Annotated in this window: 19 protein-coding genes, 1 rRNA gene and 1 riboswitch; of the genes, 8 read left to right on the forward strand and 12 right to left on the reverse strand. The window is 43.9% G+C overall.

The genetic code is table 11. The annotated features are described in order from the left end of the window. The first annotated feature begins 92 nt into the window (after positions 1-92). Positions 93-746 (forward strand): cupin domain-containing protein, encoded by a 654-nt coding sequence (locus CWO08_RS19410; RefSeq protein WP_057623834.1) that lies wholly within the window; start codon positions 93-95, stop codon positions 744-746. A 75-nt stretch (positions 747-821) separates the two neighbouring features. Here CWO08_RS19410 and CWO08_RS19415 read toward each other — a convergent pair whose 3' ends face one another. Next, complete coding sequence (locus tag CWO08_RS19415; protein ID WP_108020943.1) at positions 822-1,460, reverse strand: NAD(P)-dependent oxidoreductase; 639 nt, start codon at positions 1,458-1,460, stop codon at positions 822-824. A gap of 162 nt (positions 1,461-1,622) precedes the next feature. Between CWO08_RS19415 and CWO08_RS19420 the strand changes: the two genes are divergently transcribed. Next, a complete protein-coding gene (locus tag CWO08_RS19420; RefSeq protein ID WP_108020944.1) occupies positions 1,623-2,519 on the forward strand; it encodes a LysR family transcriptional regulator in 897 nt (298 codons plus the stop codon). 131 nt (positions 2,520-2,650) lie between these two features. On the opposite strand, the gene CWO08_RS19425 is transcribed toward CWO08_RS19420, so the two are convergent. Together CWO08_RS19425 and ribB are read right to left on the reverse strand one after the other, a co-directional pair. Next, the gene (locus CWO08_RS19425; protein WP_108020945.1) at positions 2,651-3,499 is read right to left on the reverse strand and encodes a hypothetical protein; all 849 of its coding nucleotides are present in this window, start codon (positions 3,497-3,499) and stop codon (positions 2,651-2,653) included. 389 nt (positions 3,500-3,888) lie between these two features. After that, positions 3,889-4,545 carry a 3,4-dihydroxy-2-butanone-4-phosphate synthase gene (gene ribB, locus CWO08_RS19430; protein WP_017054827.1) on the reverse strand — a complete coding sequence of 219 codons (657 nt, stop codon included), beginning with the start codon at positions 4,543-4,545 and terminating at the stop codon, positions 3,889-3,891. A 186-nt stretch (positions 4,546-4,731) separates the two neighbouring features. Next, positions 4,732-4,882, reverse strand: a riboswitch (FMN riboswitch). Between the two features lie 374 nt (positions 4,883-5,256). On the opposite strand from ribB, the gene CWO08_RS19435 reads away from it, so the two are divergent. Continuing rightward, a complete protein-coding gene (locus CWO08_RS19435; RefSeq protein ID WP_108020946.1) occupies positions 5,257-6,000 on the forward strand; it encodes a phosphatase PAP2 family protein in 744 nt (247 codons plus the stop codon). A 53-nt stretch (positions 6,001-6,053) separates the two neighbouring features. Here CWO08_RS19435 and CWO08_RS19440 read toward each other — a convergent pair whose 3' ends face one another. The 4 genes from CWO08_RS19440 to CWO08_RS24045 all read right to left on the reverse strand — a co-directional run bounded on the left by CWO08_RS19440 (position 6,054) and on the right by CWO08_RS24045 (position 9,142). Beyond that, the gene (locus CWO08_RS19440; protein ID WP_108020947.1) at positions 6,054-6,416 is read right to left on the reverse strand and encodes an MmcQ/YjbR family DNA-binding protein; all 363 of its coding nucleotides are present in this window, start codon (positions 6,414-6,416) and stop codon (positions 6,054-6,056) included. A gap of 69 nt (positions 6,417-6,485) precedes the next feature. Further along, on the reverse strand, positions 6,486-7,211 hold the full coding sequence (locus CWO08_RS19445) for a sulfite exporter TauE/SafE family protein (protein WP_165974256.1): 726 nt from the start codon (positions 7,209-7,211) through the stop codon (positions 6,486-6,488). Between the two features lie 491 nt (positions 7,212-7,702). Then, positions 7,703-8,914 (reverse strand): MFS transporter, encoded by a 1,212-nt coding sequence (locus CWO08_RS19450; RefSeq protein WP_057623824.1) that lies wholly within the window; start codon positions 8,912-8,914, stop codon positions 7,703-7,705. Between the two features lie 15 nt (positions 8,915-8,929). Further along, positions 8,930-9,142 carry a hypothetical protein gene (locus CWO08_RS24045; RefSeq protein WP_080566570.1) on the reverse strand — a complete coding sequence of 71 codons (213 nt, stop codon included), beginning with the start codon at positions 9,140-9,142 and terminating at the stop codon, positions 8,930-8,932. A 397-nt stretch (positions 9,143-9,539) separates the two neighbouring features. On the opposite strand from CWO08_RS24045, the gene CWO08_RS19455 reads away from it, so the two are divergent. Next, the gene (locus CWO08_RS19455; protein ID WP_102424879.1) at positions 9,540-10,154 is read left to right on the forward strand and encodes a YitT family protein; all 615 of its coding nucleotides are present in this window, start codon (positions 9,540-9,542) and stop codon (positions 10,152-10,154) included. A 94-nt stretch (positions 10,155-10,248) separates the two neighbouring features. On the opposite strand, the gene sigZ is transcribed toward CWO08_RS19455, so the two are convergent. Both sigZ and CWO08_RS19465 read right to left on the reverse strand, forming a co-directional pair. Next, a complete protein-coding gene (gene sigZ / locus CWO08_RS19460; RefSeq protein WP_108020948.1) occupies positions 10,249-10,848 on the reverse strand; it encodes an RNA polymerase sigma factor SigZ in 600 nt (199 codons plus the stop codon). Beyond that, entirely contained in the window at positions 10,832-11,128 is a 297-nt protein-coding gene (locus CWO08_RS19465) for a helix-turn-helix transcriptional regulator (protein WP_004733042.1), read from the reverse strand. The genes sigZ and CWO08_RS19465 overlap by 17 nt, the downstream gene beginning before the upstream one ends. 233 nt (positions 11,129-11,361) lie before the next feature. On the opposite strand from CWO08_RS19465, the gene CWO08_RS19470 reads away from it, so the two are divergent. Then, entirely contained in the window at positions 11,362-12,462 is a 1,101-nt protein-coding gene (locus CWO08_RS19470) for a permease (protein ID WP_057623821.1), read from the forward strand. Between the two features lie 106 nt (positions 12,463-12,568). Here CWO08_RS19470 and CWO08_RS24290 read toward each other — a convergent pair whose 3' ends face one another. Next, positions 12,569-12,865, reverse strand: coding sequence for a hypothetical protein (locus CWO08_RS24290; protein ID WP_240698784.1), 297 nt, complete (start codon positions 12,863-12,865; stop codon positions 12,569-12,571). Between the two features lie 516 nt (positions 12,866-13,381). Continuing rightward, positions 13,382-13,528: a hypothetical protein gene (locus CWO08_RS24295; protein ID WP_240698786.1), complete on the reverse strand. Its 147-nt coding sequence runs from the start codon at positions 13,526-13,528 to the stop codon at positions 13,382-13,384. A gap of 382 nt (positions 13,529-13,910) precedes the next feature. On the opposite strand from CWO08_RS24295, the gene CWO08_RS19480 reads away from it, so the two are divergent. Beyond that, positions 13,911-14,213, forward strand: a complete 303-nt coding sequence (locus CWO08_RS19480) for a hypothetical protein (RefSeq protein ID WP_076656387.1) — start codon at positions 13,911-13,913, stop codon at positions 14,211-14,213. Positions 14,214-14,326: 113 nt separating this feature from the next. On the opposite strand, the gene trmY is transcribed toward CWO08_RS19480, so the two are convergent. Next, positions 14,327-14,926 carry a tRNA (pseudouridine(54)-N(1))-methyltransferase TrmY gene (gene trmY, locus CWO08_RS19485; RefSeq protein WP_102393465.1) on the reverse strand — a complete coding sequence of 200 codons (600 nt, stop codon included), beginning with the start codon at positions 14,924-14,926 and terminating at the stop codon, positions 14,327-14,329. A gap of 256 nt (positions 14,927-15,182) precedes the next feature. Between trmY and CWO08_RS19490 the strand changes: the two genes are divergently transcribed. Then, complete coding sequence (locus CWO08_RS19490; RefSeq protein ID WP_108020949.1) at positions 15,183-15,707, forward strand: DUF3087 family protein; 525 nt, start codon at positions 15,183-15,185, stop codon at positions 15,705-15,707. Between the two features lie 555 nt (positions 15,708-16,262). Continuing rightward, a 16S ribosomal RNA gene (locus CWO08_RS19500) occupies positions 16,263-16,834 on the forward strand; the annotation flags it as partial.

Below are 16,834 nucleotides of genomic sequence, written 5' to 3' on the forward strand. Positions count from 1 at the left end.
CAGCGAGATGGCCTCCTTGATGAGTATTCGCGTAGAATAGAAGCTAGAAAGACAATCATAATTAAAACAATATTTAGAGTAAGGTCGTCATTATGCTTAACATGGACTTTTCAAAGAGATTGGTTATCGAAACCGATAAACTAGATTGGGTTGCAAGCCCTGCCAAAGGAGTGTGGCGTAAGCCCCTAGAAAGAGAAGAGAAAGAATCAGGTCACACGACTAGCGTGGTGAAATACGACCCTCAATCTTCATTCTCCGAACACCCACATCCGCAAGGAGAAGAGATCTTCGTATTAGAGGGTGTATTTTCTGATGAAACTGGAGATTTCCCTGCGGGCACTTATATCCGTAATCCCCCGGGCAGTGCGCATTCTCCATCGAGTAAAGATGGCTGCACGATCTTGGTGAAGCTCAACCAGTTTGACGCGAGAGACTTGACTCAAGTTCGAATCAATACGCTAGAAACGGAGTGGCTTCCGGGCATTGGTGGCTTACAAGTCATGCCACTGCATGAGTTCGAGCACGAACATGTCGCTTTAGTGAAGTGGCCTGTTGGCGAACGTTTTCAGCCGCACCGTCACTTTGGTGGAGAAGAGATCTTTGTGTTGTCGGGCACTTTCAAAGATGAACACGGCGTGTACCCGAAACATACTTGGATGCGTAGCCCTCACATGAGCGAGCATTTCCCTTATGTGGAAGAAGAGACGGTTATCCTAGTGAAAACGGGTCACTTGCCATTGGATTAAAGGAATGCTCAATATAAATATGAGAAAGCCGCATTGTTTTGAACAAGCGGCTTTTTTAGTTTTTATATGAATTGACTAGTAAGCGACACCAATACGTTGGCGCGGGAACTTGCCAGCTTCGAGCTCATCAATCATCGCGATAGCGTAATCGCTGACTGAAATTTTGCTGTTACCATCTTCGTCGGTGAGCAGTTGGTCGCCACCAGTACGGTAGGTCGATAGTTTCTCGCCCGGGAATATTTCTGCTGCAGGGCTAACAAAAGTCCAGTTAACTTCGCTGTTCGATTGCTTGAACACTTCAAGCGCTTCGCCCTGTGCTAGTGCTTCGTTTTTGTAATCTGCTGGGAAGTCAGGGACGGTCACTAACGGTACGTTTGGCGCCACTTCTAATGAACCTGCACCGCCAACCCAAAGTAGGCGCTCGATACCAATGCTTGGCAGTGTCTCAAGCAGCTTAGTTGCTGTGCTTTTTACGATGTCGTGATTACCCAGAGCGCGTCCGCCGATCGAAGTAATTACTACATCAACGCCGGCTAGTGTATTTGCTAGATTTGCGGCTTCGTCTTGTAAATCAAATGAACGAACTTCAATCCCCTTGGTTTCCACGCGGTTTGCATCTCTTACAACAGCTACCACATCATGACCACGAGATTGAGCTTCTTGAGCGATGTGACTACCAATCCAACCTGATGCGCCTAATACTGCAATTTTCATAATGTCTCTCCAATTATCTAATTTATTGAGTCGTTTTCTCGACAGCCATTGCAGTCTAATAGCTCACTAGGTTGCGATAAATATCGCAAAATGATGTAGATTGTATCTATATAGTGATCTAATAAGATTCGATTAGCTGCTAAATAGTTCAAGGAGAGCGTGATGGATAGGTTGACGGCAATGCGTAGCTTTGTCGAAGTTGCGAATTGTGCTAGCTTCACTCAAGCAGCTGAGCATTTGGACATGAGTCGGTTGCAGGTTTCACGTCATGTTCAAGAGATAGAAGGGTGGTTGAAGCAGAGGCTATTACATAGGACGACTCGAAAGGTGAGCTTAACTGCGGCAGGGGAAATCGCTCTGCAGCGCTGTGAGAAAATCCTCCATGAAACCGCTGAGCTAGAAGTTACTTCACTCAATCAAACCGATGATCTTTCTGGCACCATTCGAATTGCTGCCCCCATTGGTTTAACTCAGTACATGTTGTTGGATGTGGTCGAACAGTTCACCGACCGCCACCCTAATATCACGGTCGAACTGTTTGCCTCAGACCGTTTTACCCAGCTAGTGGATGAAAGGATCGATATTGCACTTCGCTATACGGATCAACCTGACGATAGTTTGATAGCACGAAAGCTAATGGTAATTGATTCAGTGGTGTGCGCCTCGCAAGCCTACTTGGACCAACATGGTGAGCCTGAAACGGTCGAAGCGCTTCGACAACACAATTGCTTTCGTCATTTGAATGTCTCGAAGTGGGATTTCGTTAAGGATAATCAGCACTATTCAGTTGAGGTGTCTGGCACCATTAAGGCTAACGATGTTGGGGTGCTAACTCGCGCCGCGCAGCACGGAAAAGGGGTGGTTCGTTTACCTTGTGACTTAGCCAATCCCCTGATTGCGAATGGCAAATTGATACGCATATTGGATGACTTTGTTTCGCCCAGCAGCGTTCTTTGGGCGGTATATCTATCTCGCAGTTATCAGCTTCCGGTTGTTCGTCAGTTTATTGATTTTGCGGCACAAGCTTGGGCTAGCGATATCAAGTCTGGTGATGTTTGAAACTTCATAGGCAATGATACACAGCGATAGAAATTTAGAAGCCCATAAATACAAAAATCCGATATCAAAGGTGATATCGGATTTGAACTCAATAATTCAGAGTTCCAGCACGCTCTCCTCTCACGAAGTCTTTACATGTAATGATGTACGGATAATCGAGTATTTATCACCTTTTCGTTGATGTCTGGTAAAGGCTGATACAAGCTTCTCGTAATGTCGGATAATACTTGGTCGTAGACTTGGGACACGACGCTAGAGATATCACTGGTTAATTCGTACATGCTATCTGCCGGTTGGGTCACTTCGTTACTTGATGCGATCTCTGTAAGTGCATGCATAGCTCGTGTACAAACCGGTGATCCACTACTAATCGGGCAGATAATCGATAATTGGTTGAGTTTTCTGTGTGTCTGAGATGCGTAGAATTTGAATCTTAAATACTCCTCAGGCTTTTCCATATCTGGGATACATATTCTGAGCTTGGTCAGGATCTCCATGCAATCTAAGATCTGTTGCCAATTCATGTGGTACTCACGGCTCATGTCCTCTCGTTCAGACTGAATCAGCCAGATGATCATCACTTCATCCATCAAGAACATGCTGTGACGAATCGTTTTGCCATGAATCGATTGGTTACGCACCAAGCTACGGTTTTGCCAGTCGCTGTGCATGGCGATGAGTTTAAGGTGATAGATGCGATACATAGGGCGGCTATCAAACGACACATGCGATTGAAGCAGTTCAGATACCTCAAGTATGTTGTCGTAAATCTCGTTCACTTTGCGAATCGAGTCGCTAGACAATTTATACGCCAGAGCGTAATGCGTTGCTGCGCGGTGTTTGCGTGATAACAACAATAACTCTCTAAGCAGAACTAAGGTTTCAAACCTGTGTGATAGCGCTGTTTGTCTCTTCCTTGAGAAATGAAACAGGGCTGCAAGTACTAATAGGGATAAACCCACTGAAATAACTACAAACATATTCAACTCCTAATATTTGCATACCTACTTAGTGGTAGTGCAGACACCGTGCCAAAATAAATAAGTGTTATATTTCATTTGGTTATGTTTTCACTCTAATTATGGATGATCAATCATGGTGCATGACTTCACCATTCGAGTGAATGTTTCTCATATTTTGCAGGATTTTTTGAGAGGTTACGCTTTTCTAGCGATTAGGCTGGGGAGGTTTCGATAAGAAGAGACACTTTGGTGATCCATCTCTGGCTTGTTTCAAGCGGTAGAAATTAAAAAGGCCTCACCCCTTATATGCTTTTAACTATAAAAAGCAGTAAGAGTGAGGCCTTTCAGTGTTTATTTCGCAGTTTAGTTACCTTAACTGCTAAGTGTTCAGCATTGAGGGCTAAACGTTATGCAAGCTTAAGGTCGAACTCAGTGCGGTACATCACCATATCTTCAATGGTCAGTACTGGCATGTTGTGCAGTTTACCGAAAGCAACGATCTCTGGCGCTTTTGCCATTGTGCCGTCTGGGTTGGTTACTTCACACAGTACGCCTGCTGATTGAAGACCAGCCATTTGCATCAGATCCACAGTACCTTCTGTGTGGCCGCGGCGAGCAAGTACACCACCTTTGCGAGCACGCAGTGGGAATACGTGGCCAGGGCGAGCAAGGTCAGTCGGCTTAGCTGTTGGGTTTGCAGCTGTCTTGATCGTTGTTACACGGTCAGCGGCAGAAACACCTGTCGTTACGCCAACTTTTGCTTCGATAGTTACGGTAAACGCAGTTTGGTTTGCGCTGTTGTTATCAACAACCATAGGTGGAAGTTCAAGTTGGTTCGCTTGCTCGTCAGTTAGACACAGGCACACAATGCCGCTGCATTCGCGGATCATAAGCGCCATTTGAGCATTCGTTAGGTGTTCTACTGAGTAGATGATGTCGCCTTCGTTCTCGCGATCTTCATCGTCAAGTAAAAGTACGCCACGACCTTCGCGAAGAGCTTGCAGTGCGTTTTCAACGCGAGTGATTGGTTCGCCAAATTCGGCAAGTAGTGAAGACTGATTCATGGTTAAACTCCTAAAATATCACCAGAATCAGGGCTGTATGAGGGATCTCAACCGAGCACAACAAAGCCGACTCATTACAAGTCAGTTTTAGCTCATTATGGTTTTATCCAAAACGAAATGCACCCGTTCGAGCTGGAGGAATGAACCCAATAAACAGGTACGCCTTTCCAACTTAAACGAGTGTGTTTCCATTCTCTCTCATCCGGACTATAACCGTCGGCTCTGGCATCTCACCAGATCTGCTGACCTCGACGAATCGAGCGCTCGCGGGCTTATCTTTAGATTTTGCTAAGGACATACCGCCGGTGGGGAATTTCGCCCCGCCCTGAGAATAAAAATTAATAATCTGTTTTGCTTTGAAAGCAGACCAGATGGTAATCCTTTCAATAGTGGATTTAAAGGACTGACAGCAAAGTTTTTCAGATTTTGGCCTGTTAACCCGGTGAGTGTTCACTTTATCAGCAGAACACAATACCGTTGTGTTTAGTGCGGTACAGCTGGTCTTTGGTCGGTTTTACTGTCGGTATGCGTATAAGTGGATGGCAAAGGTTATTGATGATCAAATCATTGTTCACCGAATCAATGGCAATAATCTCCAATAGCCGAATAATGTTACGTCATGACGTCTTACTGACCGTTTTTACATAAAATTGATATTGACGATGCTAAGCTGCGATAGCATCCGACCACTTTATCTAAAAGATCTTAGCCATGACTTCTCTGTTCTCTAACAAATCCAAAGGCTTATTACTGCTCGTTCTAAGTCTGTATTCTCTCGTTCCCTTTTTGATCTTTGGATCTCATTTCGACCTTGGAAGTGCAGTTCTGCCTTTCTATGGTTCTGTGATGACATTTGTGACTTACTCTGCGGGTAATCAGGGCTTCCTAATCACACTCGCGGTACTTTCTTTATTGGTGTTGACGCTAAAGTTCTCAAAAGCAAAGTTAGTCAGCCTTTGTCTGCAGCTTGGTGTCTTGTTGGTATTAAGCTTTGCAGCGAAGACATTTCTCAAATCATCAACAGAGAGTCCACGCCCATATACTGAGTATTTGGTTACCCAAGAAGTAGTTGAAATGCCAGAGCTGTTTTATGAGCTGCCTTTGGTAGAAAAAAATGCCGCGATTGAATCTGTGCAAGATAAGGTCAGCGATTGGAGAACTCGTCATTGGTTGGGTGAAACGGACTACTCTTTCCCGTCTGGACACATGATCTTCGTCGGTGTGTGTTTGGCATTCTTTGGCGGATTGTTCCTAGAGGCGAAACGCTTTTACCTAGTCGGCGGTTTGTTGGTTTGGGCTGGTGGTGTCGCCTATAGCCGTGTTTGGCTTGGTATGCATCGACCTGAAGATTTAGCGGCGTCTATCGCCTTTGCGGGGTTAATTTATTTATTGGTGCCACTGATTCCAACGAAAAAGATAGAACCTCTATTGCCCAAGTTCCTCAGAAATGCCTAAGTTTTGAAAGGTTATCTAGTCTTGGGTGGTCTATTAACAAGCAGAAATTCTAGCTATTGATTGAGCCCGAGTTCTGCTTGTTTCTTTTTGGTTAGCCCTAAAGACACAATTCGGTGTGATTCAGTGAGGTAGTATCTCAATTCCTCATCCCTTTCTGGCGTGCTCTCAAAAAGCTGAATCCATTTCATGCCACGTGAAGCAAAGTAGGGCGCGGGTTTATAGCCCGGTTCTTCTTTGAGAAAATCGAAATTCTGGTCGGACGCTTTGAAGATAAACGCAGGCTCATCTTTCGGCCCCCAACCTCCAATGGCAAACACTTTCCCTCCCACTTTCCAAACGTGAGAGTTATTCCACTGCATCACATAGCTGGTGGCGGTTTGTGATTCACAGAATGTATTGAACTCATCGTATGTCATAGAACGCCCTTTCAATAGTTTGGTGGTGGATCTGTGTGTTTGTTGTTTTATCGATGTTTCTGCTTCGAGTTAGCCAGCTAAGCCTTGCCAAATGGCAGTAAAGCCGCTGATAGAACATAGCAACAAAGAGCCGATACGTATCTTTTCTTTAGGAATGCTTTGCGTAGTCAATAACGCCACTTTGTAACCCAACCAAGCCGCAGGAAGCAACGGGATTGTGATGATCAAATGGTGCACAGTGAAGAAGCCAATCGGGATCTGTACCAGTAATGAAATGATAGAACTAAACACAAAAAACGCAGAAAGGTTACCACGAAGCTGATTGGCATCTTGGTGTTGAAGCAGTAGTGCCATTGGCGGCCCACCAATGCCTGAACTGGTACCGAAGAAGCCTGAGAAGAACCCCGCGATGCCCATTTTGGCAGGCGTCGGTTCTAACCTAAACGGAAGTAAGCTAACAATCACGGCAAATACTACCAATAAGCCTAACCACAGTGACAAAACGCTTGTTGATACCATTACCAACAAAGCCCCGCCAGCCAATGAGCCCGGAATTCGGCCCAATAGTGCGATTTTCAATCCGCCAATAGAGATATTTGCTCGGTGTTTAAACGCGTTGAATACAGAAATGAAAAGACCAACAAGACAGATAGGCGCGGGTACATAGTCAGGCGAGACCAAAAACAACAACGGGGCAGCCACAATAGCCAAGCCAAAGCCGATTGCGGTTTGCACAAACGAGCCGACAAAAATGAGTGCCATCGCGATAAGAGCGGTCTGATCTATGTATTCCATAAGCCTGCGGATAAGTTCTAAAGGAGCGAACGAATACTATAAAGTAAAACAGCAGGAATAGTCTTATTATTCAGTGAGGTTTATGCAAGTTTCGCTAGGGGCTATTGAACTTTCGTGGTTGAATTTTGTTCGAGATAAAATCGTTTTAGGCGCGGCGAAGAGTATGTGGCCTAGTCATCCTAAGCAAATATTCTTCAACAATGTATAAAACGATTTTAGCCGAACCCTTCGGGCAGTATTTGTGGTTCATTTCTACTGCGTTATCGGCTTTTTATGTAGGCTAGCTACACGTCAAACCCTCTGCCTAGTATAAACTTCCCACAAAGTGCTGCAAAAGCCAGCTCGAAAGGTCAACAGCCCCTAATTATAATTTCGATTTCAACGGCCAATAAAAAAGAGAGTGAATATCTCAGGATGTGCTCCTTTCAATATCCACTCTCTTATTGGATTGCTTATCGATTTTCGCTGGTGGGGGGAGTCAGCGTTAAATGTTAAGCCATTGCCAATTTGATGCGCTCAATCGGCTTGTCATTGATTGGTAAATGGATAAGCGCTGCTGCAAATGCCAATACCACCGTCGACCACCAAATTGGCTCGTAAGATCCGTAGTAATCGTAAATACGACCACCAACCCAAGCACCTAAGAAACTACCTACTTGGTGAGTGAAGAACACCAAGCCATACAAAGTCGATAGGTAACGAGCACCAAAGATTTGGCGAACTAAGCCCGACGTTAGTGGAACCGTACCTAGCCAACAGAAGCCAATTGCCGCACCAAAGATTGCTGCGGTTGATTCAGTGACTGGCAGAGTGACAAACGCACCAATAACCACAGTACGCACTAAGTACAATGCCGACATTACATGACGCTTACTGAACTTATCGCCCATTACACCCCAGAAGTAAGATCCGAAGATGTTGAAGATACCGACATAAGCCAGTGCCATCGCTGCGCTACTCGCAGGCAAGTTCTTGTCTGCTAAGTAACTTGGTAAGTGCGTTGCGATAAACATCACGTGGAAACCACACACGAAGAAGCCTGCGTGAATCAGCCAGTAACTTTTGTTAGAGAACGCTTCAGACAACGCTTCTTTTAATGTTTGATTGTCTTCTGCTTGAGCCTGTTTGCTTGATGCCGCTTTGGGCGCACGCATGAACAGTGCAAAAGAGATCATCAAGCAACACAATACGCCAAACACTTGCATTGCACTCTGCCAATCGAATTCGTTCAACATGTATTGCGCGCCCGGAATCACCGCGAACATACCAAATGAACCGGCAGCCGTGGTTAAGCCGAATGCTTTAGCTGCGTGTTCTGCTGGCACTACTTTCGCGACAGCGCCTAATACAATCACATAGCTTGTTGAACTTAGTCCAAGGCCAACCAATGCGCCCAATGAAACGTAAAGCATGCTTGATTCGGTAGAAATTGAGGTAAGAAGTAAACCCAAACCGTAAGCACATGCGCCTGCAATAATGATGCGTCTTGCTCCCCATTTGTCAGCGGCCATACCAACAAAAGGTTGGAACACACCGAACAATAGGTTTTGTAGAGCAATAGCGAAGCTGAAAAACTCTCGACCCGTGCCGAAATGCTCTGAAATTGGCATCATGAAAATGCCGAATGATTGTCTGATCCCTAGACTGATAATAAGTGTGCCGATCCCAAGCCATACCAGTAAAGGAAAACGGAAAATGCTCATTCTAATACTCTTAAATTAATGGTGGTGATGTGAGTGGTCTTGCGCAGACATGTTTTGTTCAGTCATATCATGATGATGCTCGTGTCCTGATTGCTGGTGGCAGCCACTACTCACGGCGTGCTGAGCCAAAAGATCAATCAGTGGCTGACTGTGATGCACAATAACCAAACTAATGACGAGGAATAACGTCATTCTGGCTAGTTGAGCAAAAAGAGATTGTGAAAACATAAGGTGTTTACATGCGCTCGATGTTGTAAGAAGTCGCGCATCATAATGATGGGGAGGATATGTATCAAATGACAATTTGTGATTTAGTCTATGCGTTTCATGCATAGATTTACACGCTGCTGATCTGAGAGGGAAATGTGACTAAGAAATGGGAAAACTCGGCACTCAACGATTCCAAGGAAGAAGCCAGTAATTCAATATGGATACTTAGTGTCGTCTTTGTAACTATATGCTTTATTGAGATATTTCACATAACTGTAAAAACTAATATACAAACTAATTACCGTATAAGATTGGTCTCTCGCTCGACTTATCTGTTAAACATCGTAAATTTGGGCGTAAATCGTTTCAACATGACTGAAACGCGATGTTAAAAGATTCAGGGAGAGTCATTCACATGGATAAAGATCATAACTTTCGCGAAAACTTGCTGGCACTGATCTTAGGTAGCGCACTAGTTTCACTTGGCGTTATCTTTTTCAATCAAGTCGGCTTGCTAACCGGAGGCACCGCTGGTCTAGCAATTTTCATCACCAAAGTAACAGACCTAAGCTTTGGCCAAGTGTTCTTCGCACTAAACTTACCTTTCTATATTTTATCCGTCGCTCGTATGGGGTGGCGTTTCACAATCAATACTTTTATTGCAGTTTCGATAGTTTCATTCGCAGTGGATCACTTATATCACGTGATTCAGATCGCCGAGATTCATGCACTGTATGCAGCATTACTTGGCGGCGGATTAATTGGTACTGGTATGTTGGTGATTTTCCGTCACAAGATGAGCTTGGGCGGCTTTAATATTCTTGCGCTGTTCTTACAAGAGCGTTTTGGGATTCGAGCAGGCAAGGTTCAGATGGCATTGGACTGTACTATTGTGGTGCTTTCACTGTTTATCGTTGACGCGCCACTAATACTCTTGTCTGTATTGGGTGCTGTAGTCACCAACCTGATTCTCGCGATGAATCATAAACCTGGGCGCTACCAACCGGTTGTAAAAGCGGAAGCGGCTTAGCGAACTTGATTTTAAGCCTAAATTACAAGCAATTGAAAACAACAAAGCCAGCATCAATTGCTGGCTTTGTTCTATAAAAATAGTCATTTAACGCTTAGCCGTTGCCACAACCGGATTCCGGTTTGAGCTCGCAATCAATCACATTACCTTGTTTGTCTAGCGACAAGTTGCAGCACTGTTCAAATAGGTTCTTAAGATCGCCACGACTTTTCTGAACGCGAGACTTCACCGTTGAATAGCTTATGTTTTGTGCCTCTGCGATCTCTTTCTGGCTTTGGCCTTTGATATCAACAGCAAGCAGTAGCGATGAACTTTGTTCTGGTAGCGCCTGAATAAAAGTTTCAATGCATAACAAAAGCTTCTGCTTAAACTCTGAATCGTGGTCTAAATCGGCAAACCACAGATCTTCAGCATCAATTTGGCTGTCACGCTGTTGGCGAGCATGTTTACGGTAGAAGTCGATGATCGTGTGATTAGCTAATTGGAATAGCCACGATTTCACACTGCTTGCATCTTGGACTTTGTCTAAATTCTGATACGTCTTAATCAAGATCTCTTGAAGCAAGTCGTCGACATCAGCGGCGTTGTTGACCTTAGAGTGCAAAAAAGACTTTAACGCTTGTTGGTACTCAGCCCAAACCTGTTCTAAGTCCAAAGAAGCCCTATTCAAAGGTGCTTTAGTTGCACTGTTCATTCACGCAACACTCGTCTTGTAAGAAATCAATCACGCCCTCTAGGCATTCATACTCTGCTACACAGAATAGGGTTCTTCCTTCTCGTCTTTGGCTGATGAGGCCTGCAGACGCTAGGCTTGAAATGTGGTGAGACAAGGTGGAACCAGGGATACCTAGCTCTTCTTGTAGGCCGCCGACTGCAATGCCTTGGTAGCCAGCTTTAACGACACTCTTATAAATAGTTAGGCGAATAGGGTGTCCCAACTCTTTAAGTGCTTTCGCTACGACTTCTAAGTTCATATTAACTCCTCAAGATTTAATTTCGATATTAGTCGAAATGTGCTCTAAATACAAATGTAAAGACCGTAATTTATTAAGTCATTGAAAAATAAACTTTTTGAAAATTATTTCGATTTTTATCGAAATAAAACTTGATCTGTTACGAGATATTTCTATAATTCGAGAATATTCGAAATTAAGGGTTGGTTACTTTTCTCATAGAGTCCGGCCTTCAATCCAGTTTGGAGTTAATTATGAGCAATGAAATGTTAACAATGCTAAAAGACGCACTTGATATGTTCGCCTTCTTAGCAGTAGAGCTAATCATCCTTTTCTTGGCGATCAGCTACATTGTTGGGATTCTGCAAGAGTTTCTTACGCCAGAAAAGATTCAATCGATTCTGAGCTCGCGTAACGGCAAGGGTTATGTGGTTGCAGCGCTACTAGGTGCGATTACGCCTTTCTGTTCATGTTCGACGATTCCTTTCCTTAAAGGGTTGCTGCGTGCACGAGCGGGTTTTGGGCCAATGATGGTGTTCCTATTCGGTAGCCCACTATTGAACCCAGTGATCATTGGTTTGTTCGTGATTACGTTTGGTTGGCAAGTCGCTGTGTTCTACTTCTTAGTCGCAATGACAGTATCGGTAGTCGCAGGTTACGCACTTGAGAAGCTTGGCTTTGAGCGTTACGTAAAACCTGAAGCGTATGAATCGACAGGTTCTGCTTCAAGCTGTGGCACTAGCTGTGGTGATTCTGCTCCTAAGAAAGCAGCGCCAGCGAAGGCAGCGTCTTCATGTGGTACAAGTGCATGTGGTGAACCTGCACCAGTAATGGCAAAAGAAACATCTTGCTGTGATTCGAAAAAAGAAGAGCCACAAGTGACCGTTTCATGCTGTTCAGCAGATGGAAGCGCAACTGCTGAAATCGTAGAGAAGAAAGAGCCTAGCCGTTGGATGAGAATTTGGTTCTCAACTTGGAAAGACTTCAAACAAGTTTTCCCTTACCTAATGATGGGTATTGCGATTGGTTCATTTATCTACGGCTTCATTCCTACAGACCTAATTGCACAGTATGCTGGCGAAGGTATGTGGTATGCGATTCCAGTAGCAGCTGTGATTGGTATCCCATTGTACATTCGTGCTGAAGCGGTAATCCCATTAAGTGCAGCTCTGGTACAAAAAGGTATGGCGCTAGGTTCGGTAATGGCATTGATCATTGGTAGTGCAGGTGCAAGTTTGACAGAAGTTATCCTGCTTAAATCAATCTTCAAGAACCAAATGATTGCAGCATTCTTATTCGTTATCCTAAGCATGGCGATGGGTGCAGGCTTCCTATACAGCTTTATCTTTGGTTAATCAGGTCTGATTCCTAGATAACTCCATTGATAGCAAGATATAGATAATAAAAAAGAGCTCACTTAGTTGAGTTCTTTTTTGTTTAACTGCTTATCAAATAGGAATATCAGACTGGGTTTGGTAGCGCGGCAGAAGTACCGTGTGCAGCAAAAGCATTAGTGGCTAACACATCACAGTGGTGACGATTAATCGTATCGCCGTAGTTGTTGGTTATGCCGGGAAACTGAAAACGATACATCGAGATACCGTAGCGGCGCTCTCTTTGCTGACCGATTCGATCTTTGCTTGCCCACAGCAGTCGGTTCTTTGCCGTATAAGTCATACCGTGCATTTTATTGAAATACTCTTCATGACTGCGCATTTGCTCGTACAGTTCGATAATGCGTTGTCGAGAGAAGTTCAATGTCGTGCTGGCTTTAAGCTGCGTGCCTCAACCCGTTAATACCTTTTCCATGAAATCTCTTGTTACCAGTCCTGGGTCGGTAAGTAACCCCGCGCCTTTACTTCCGCTGGAAGTATTGGCATTACTTACCAAAGTGCCGTGTCGGGCGGGCATGTAGGTTGTGTAGTATTTAATTGAAGGAGACAAGCGAGGCATTCTTGCTTTGACGCTCGATCGCAATGTTCTGTTGGCGCGCTGCCATACCGTGTTTCAGGTCAGCCGCTAATTCCTGTGAATCTTTTAACCAATCTTGATACTTTTGGTTGGTTGCAAAAGGCCAAGCTGATTTTGCAGGGCGAGATTCACTAAGCAGTCCTTTGGCTCACTTCATGTAGTCATTTTTATCTTGTTGGCTCCCGCGCAAGATATTCAGCACATGGCGCTGTCGATACCTTTGCCTAGCAACGTTCCTTTAACTCCGGAGTACATGTCATCTTTGCCTTGCTTCAACCATTCGTTTTGATTCCCACTGCCAACTCAATCCACTTTAATGTAGTCAATCATGTCTCTGCCAGTCGTATTCTTCGCTAACGTAGAAATCAACTCGCCTGACACGTAGTTTTTATGATTATTGTCTTCTGAGTTGGACCCTGTTCCACAGAAGAATACGGTGAAAATTGACATACATTCCCTTAAATTAATTCACCGGATTTATCGGAAGTATAACTGTCGAATCAAAAGGTTGGAGAGAAATGTCTATTTATTCGCAAAGGTCAGACCCAAAGGCATTAGAAATGGAACCAAGCGCAAGTTTTATAAATGAGTTGTTTGGTCAGTTCTATTGGACTCTTGAGCTCGGTTATACCCGTCAAGAAAGATCAATCGAAGTGTCACAATACTCAACGCTATTTTGTCTAGTATCAAACAGCAGGCTGATTTTGCTCTAGTACCGAAATCTGAAGCCTACACTTTGTATAGATACTTGTTGTTCAGGGGCAACCTATGAATTTCGGGTAATTTATAACAGATCGCTTACGAGCTTAGATTGAGGTTTATAGGAGGGAGTATGTTCGCAATACATAGGGAATATGAGTTACAGAATCAGCAACATTTTCATGCCCACATTCAAGTAAAGCCAACCGGAAACTTAGAGTTTGAGATTTTAGAGTCTCATGAACATCATGATACCGACTTTAATCACTTGTCTTTTGAAGCTGAAAAAGGGAAGACTAAAGTGCTTGGACGAGATGAAAGTGGTCAACAGACAGATTGGCAACTTTTATTGGCAGAGGAAGATGCAAAAGAGCTTAATCATCTGGTGGTGTTGGTGTCTGAACAATATGAGACGTTAATGCGAGATCTCATGTGACGGAACAAGCTGGCGATAAACTACAATTGATTATCGGCACACCAAAATCAAAAGCCCGGTGAATAACCGGGCTTTGTTCACTGTGGTTTGTTAACTGTAATTGTGTTTTCGAGTTAGAAACCGCGAATATCTAGCTCATTGTTGATCAACACGACGCACTGAGAAGCGAACAGCATATTTGGACCCAAACTGATTTTCTCTGTTCCTAGACGTTTTAAGCTGTTGTAGCTTTTCTTCGGCATAGGGATGTGGTCAGTCAGAAGGAAACATGGGTTTTCAGCAATCTCTGCATCACGGATAAAGTCGCCTTTCTTATCCATCATGTAGAGCTGGTGGTCTTCAGCTAGCTCTTTAACTAGCTTTTCAAAACTCATAGTACGAACAGTGATACCCGATTCAACCTGACGCGTCTGTTCTTTTGTCATACCTTGAGAAGCGTCAACCGCTCTTACTACCGCAGACAACAATGCTGACTCATGGAAGCCACCAATATTGGTGATCTCGTTTGAATCGAATGTAATCGTACGTGAAAAGTCTTTAGTACTTTCTAATACAAGGTGCACGGTGACATTCTCACGGTGAGATTGAGCAACGAAGATCGTGTTCATAAGAGTATGAGCCAGAATCTCAGTATGAGCATCTTGCCCAACACCTTCTAAGATAAGTTTGCTCTCTGTAGGGGCTGCGCGAGCGCGTAATACAAATGAACGCATGGAATGTACCTTGTCAGTATGTGATAAAGCGAAACGGGCTTTATCAATATGAATTGATGAATAACCAAAATTGTGGCGGTATGTAACTCTTTTCTATTAATGAAGTCAAATAGAGTTGCGTATAGCGCCAACCAGAAGAACTCTGCGTATTAAATAGAGAATGACCACATTACAAGATGGTAAGGGTTGAAGCGACCCAATGTTTACGTAGATAGTATGCGCAAATTATTAGGTGACTTACATAAGGAAGTAGTCGATGAAGTTACAGAAGATTAATAAAGAAGAATATAGAAAGAAGATGAACCTGCTGTTGGTTTCGTTGGTTGGGTCACTCGCAGTGTTCGCCATTGTATTCGGAACCATACTGATCGAGCTATTCGGTTCAGGGCAATCAATCGCAGGCGAATCGACAGGTAATTTCCACTTGAACGTATTAGGTGTGATCTTATCAGTCGCATTGAATGTATTTATCGCGAGTCGTGTAAAAGGGCATGATTACTTCAAAGAAGCGCTTTATATATGGAACCTTAAACAAATCCATAATCAAATCTATCGTAAGCTCAAGCGTATTCACCCCAAAGCTGAGCAAGGCGACCGAGACGCGCTGACCATCCTTTATTTCTATTACACCACGCAAAAACAGGTATACGACCTAGATAACAACACATTGACGATAAAAACAGTTCAGCAATCGCTAGATAACATCCTAGAACTGAGTGAGAAATGGAGCATTGAGCTAGATATAGAGGCTTTTTCGAAAGATCTAATCGCAAAGTTTTAAGTAATACACCCATTATTGTATGAGCTTTGAGCTATGAAAGAGCCTTTTGACGTAAAAGTAGCCACTTAAGCAAGTTTTTTTGAATTTTTATCAAAAAAGGGGTTGCCATGTTTTCGATGATCTCTATAATGCCGCCTCACTGACACGGCAGATGCCATAAGGCTTCAGCGGTAATCAGTAAGACGAAAAGTTCGAAAGAAATTAATTTTAAAAAGTGTTTGACACTTAAGATTAAATCGCTAGAATTCACGTCCGCTTTCAAGGGTTTCTTTGTAAAAAGAAAGTTTCGACAAGCAAAGCTCTTTAACAATTTAAACCTATCAATCTGTGTGGGCACTCGTTGATGAATATCAAAACGTTTTATCGTTAGATAAAACAGATTCTTCGGAATCAAAATTGATTTCAATGAACTGAGTGACCAATACAAATAACTACTTTCTCTTGTAGAAAGAAGGTATTTGGCACAGTCAATTCATTATCATTCTGTTGGAATGGTAATAGCTTTAAAATTACATAGTAGTTTTGAAGTCAGTATTCGTTGAGTCACAAAATCTTAAATTGAAGAGTTTGATCATGGCTCAGATTGAACGCTGGCGGCAGGCCTAACACATGCAAGTCGAGCGGAAACGACACTAACAATCCTTCGGGTGCGTTAATGGGCGTCGAGCGGCGGACGGGTGAGTAATGCCTAGGAAATTGCCTTGATGTGGGGGATAACCATTGGAAACGATGGCTAATACCGCATAATGCCTACGGGCCAAAGAGGGGGACCTTCGGGCCTCTCGCGTCAAGATATGCCTAGGTGGGATTAGCTAGTTGGTGAGGTAATGGCTCACCAAGGCGACGATCCCTAGCTGGTCTGAGAGGATGATCAGCCACACTGGAACTGAGACACGGTCCAGACTCCTACGGGAGGCAGCAGTGGGGAATATTGCACAATGGGCGAAAGCCTGATGCAGCCATGCCGCGTGTATGAAGAAGGCCTTCGGGTTGTAAAGTACTTTCAGTTGTGAGGAAGGGGGTGTAGTTAATAGCTGCATCTCTTGACGTTAGCAACAGAAGAAGCACCGGCTAACTCCGTGCCAGCAGCCGCGGTAATACGGAGGGTGCGAGCGTTAATCGGAATT

It is taken from the genome of Vibrio sp. 10N.286.48.B8, from assembly GCF_003050085.1.
Lineage (GTDB): Bacteria > Pseudomonadota > Gammaproteobacteria > Enterobacterales > Vibrionaceae > Vibrio > Vibrio crassostreae.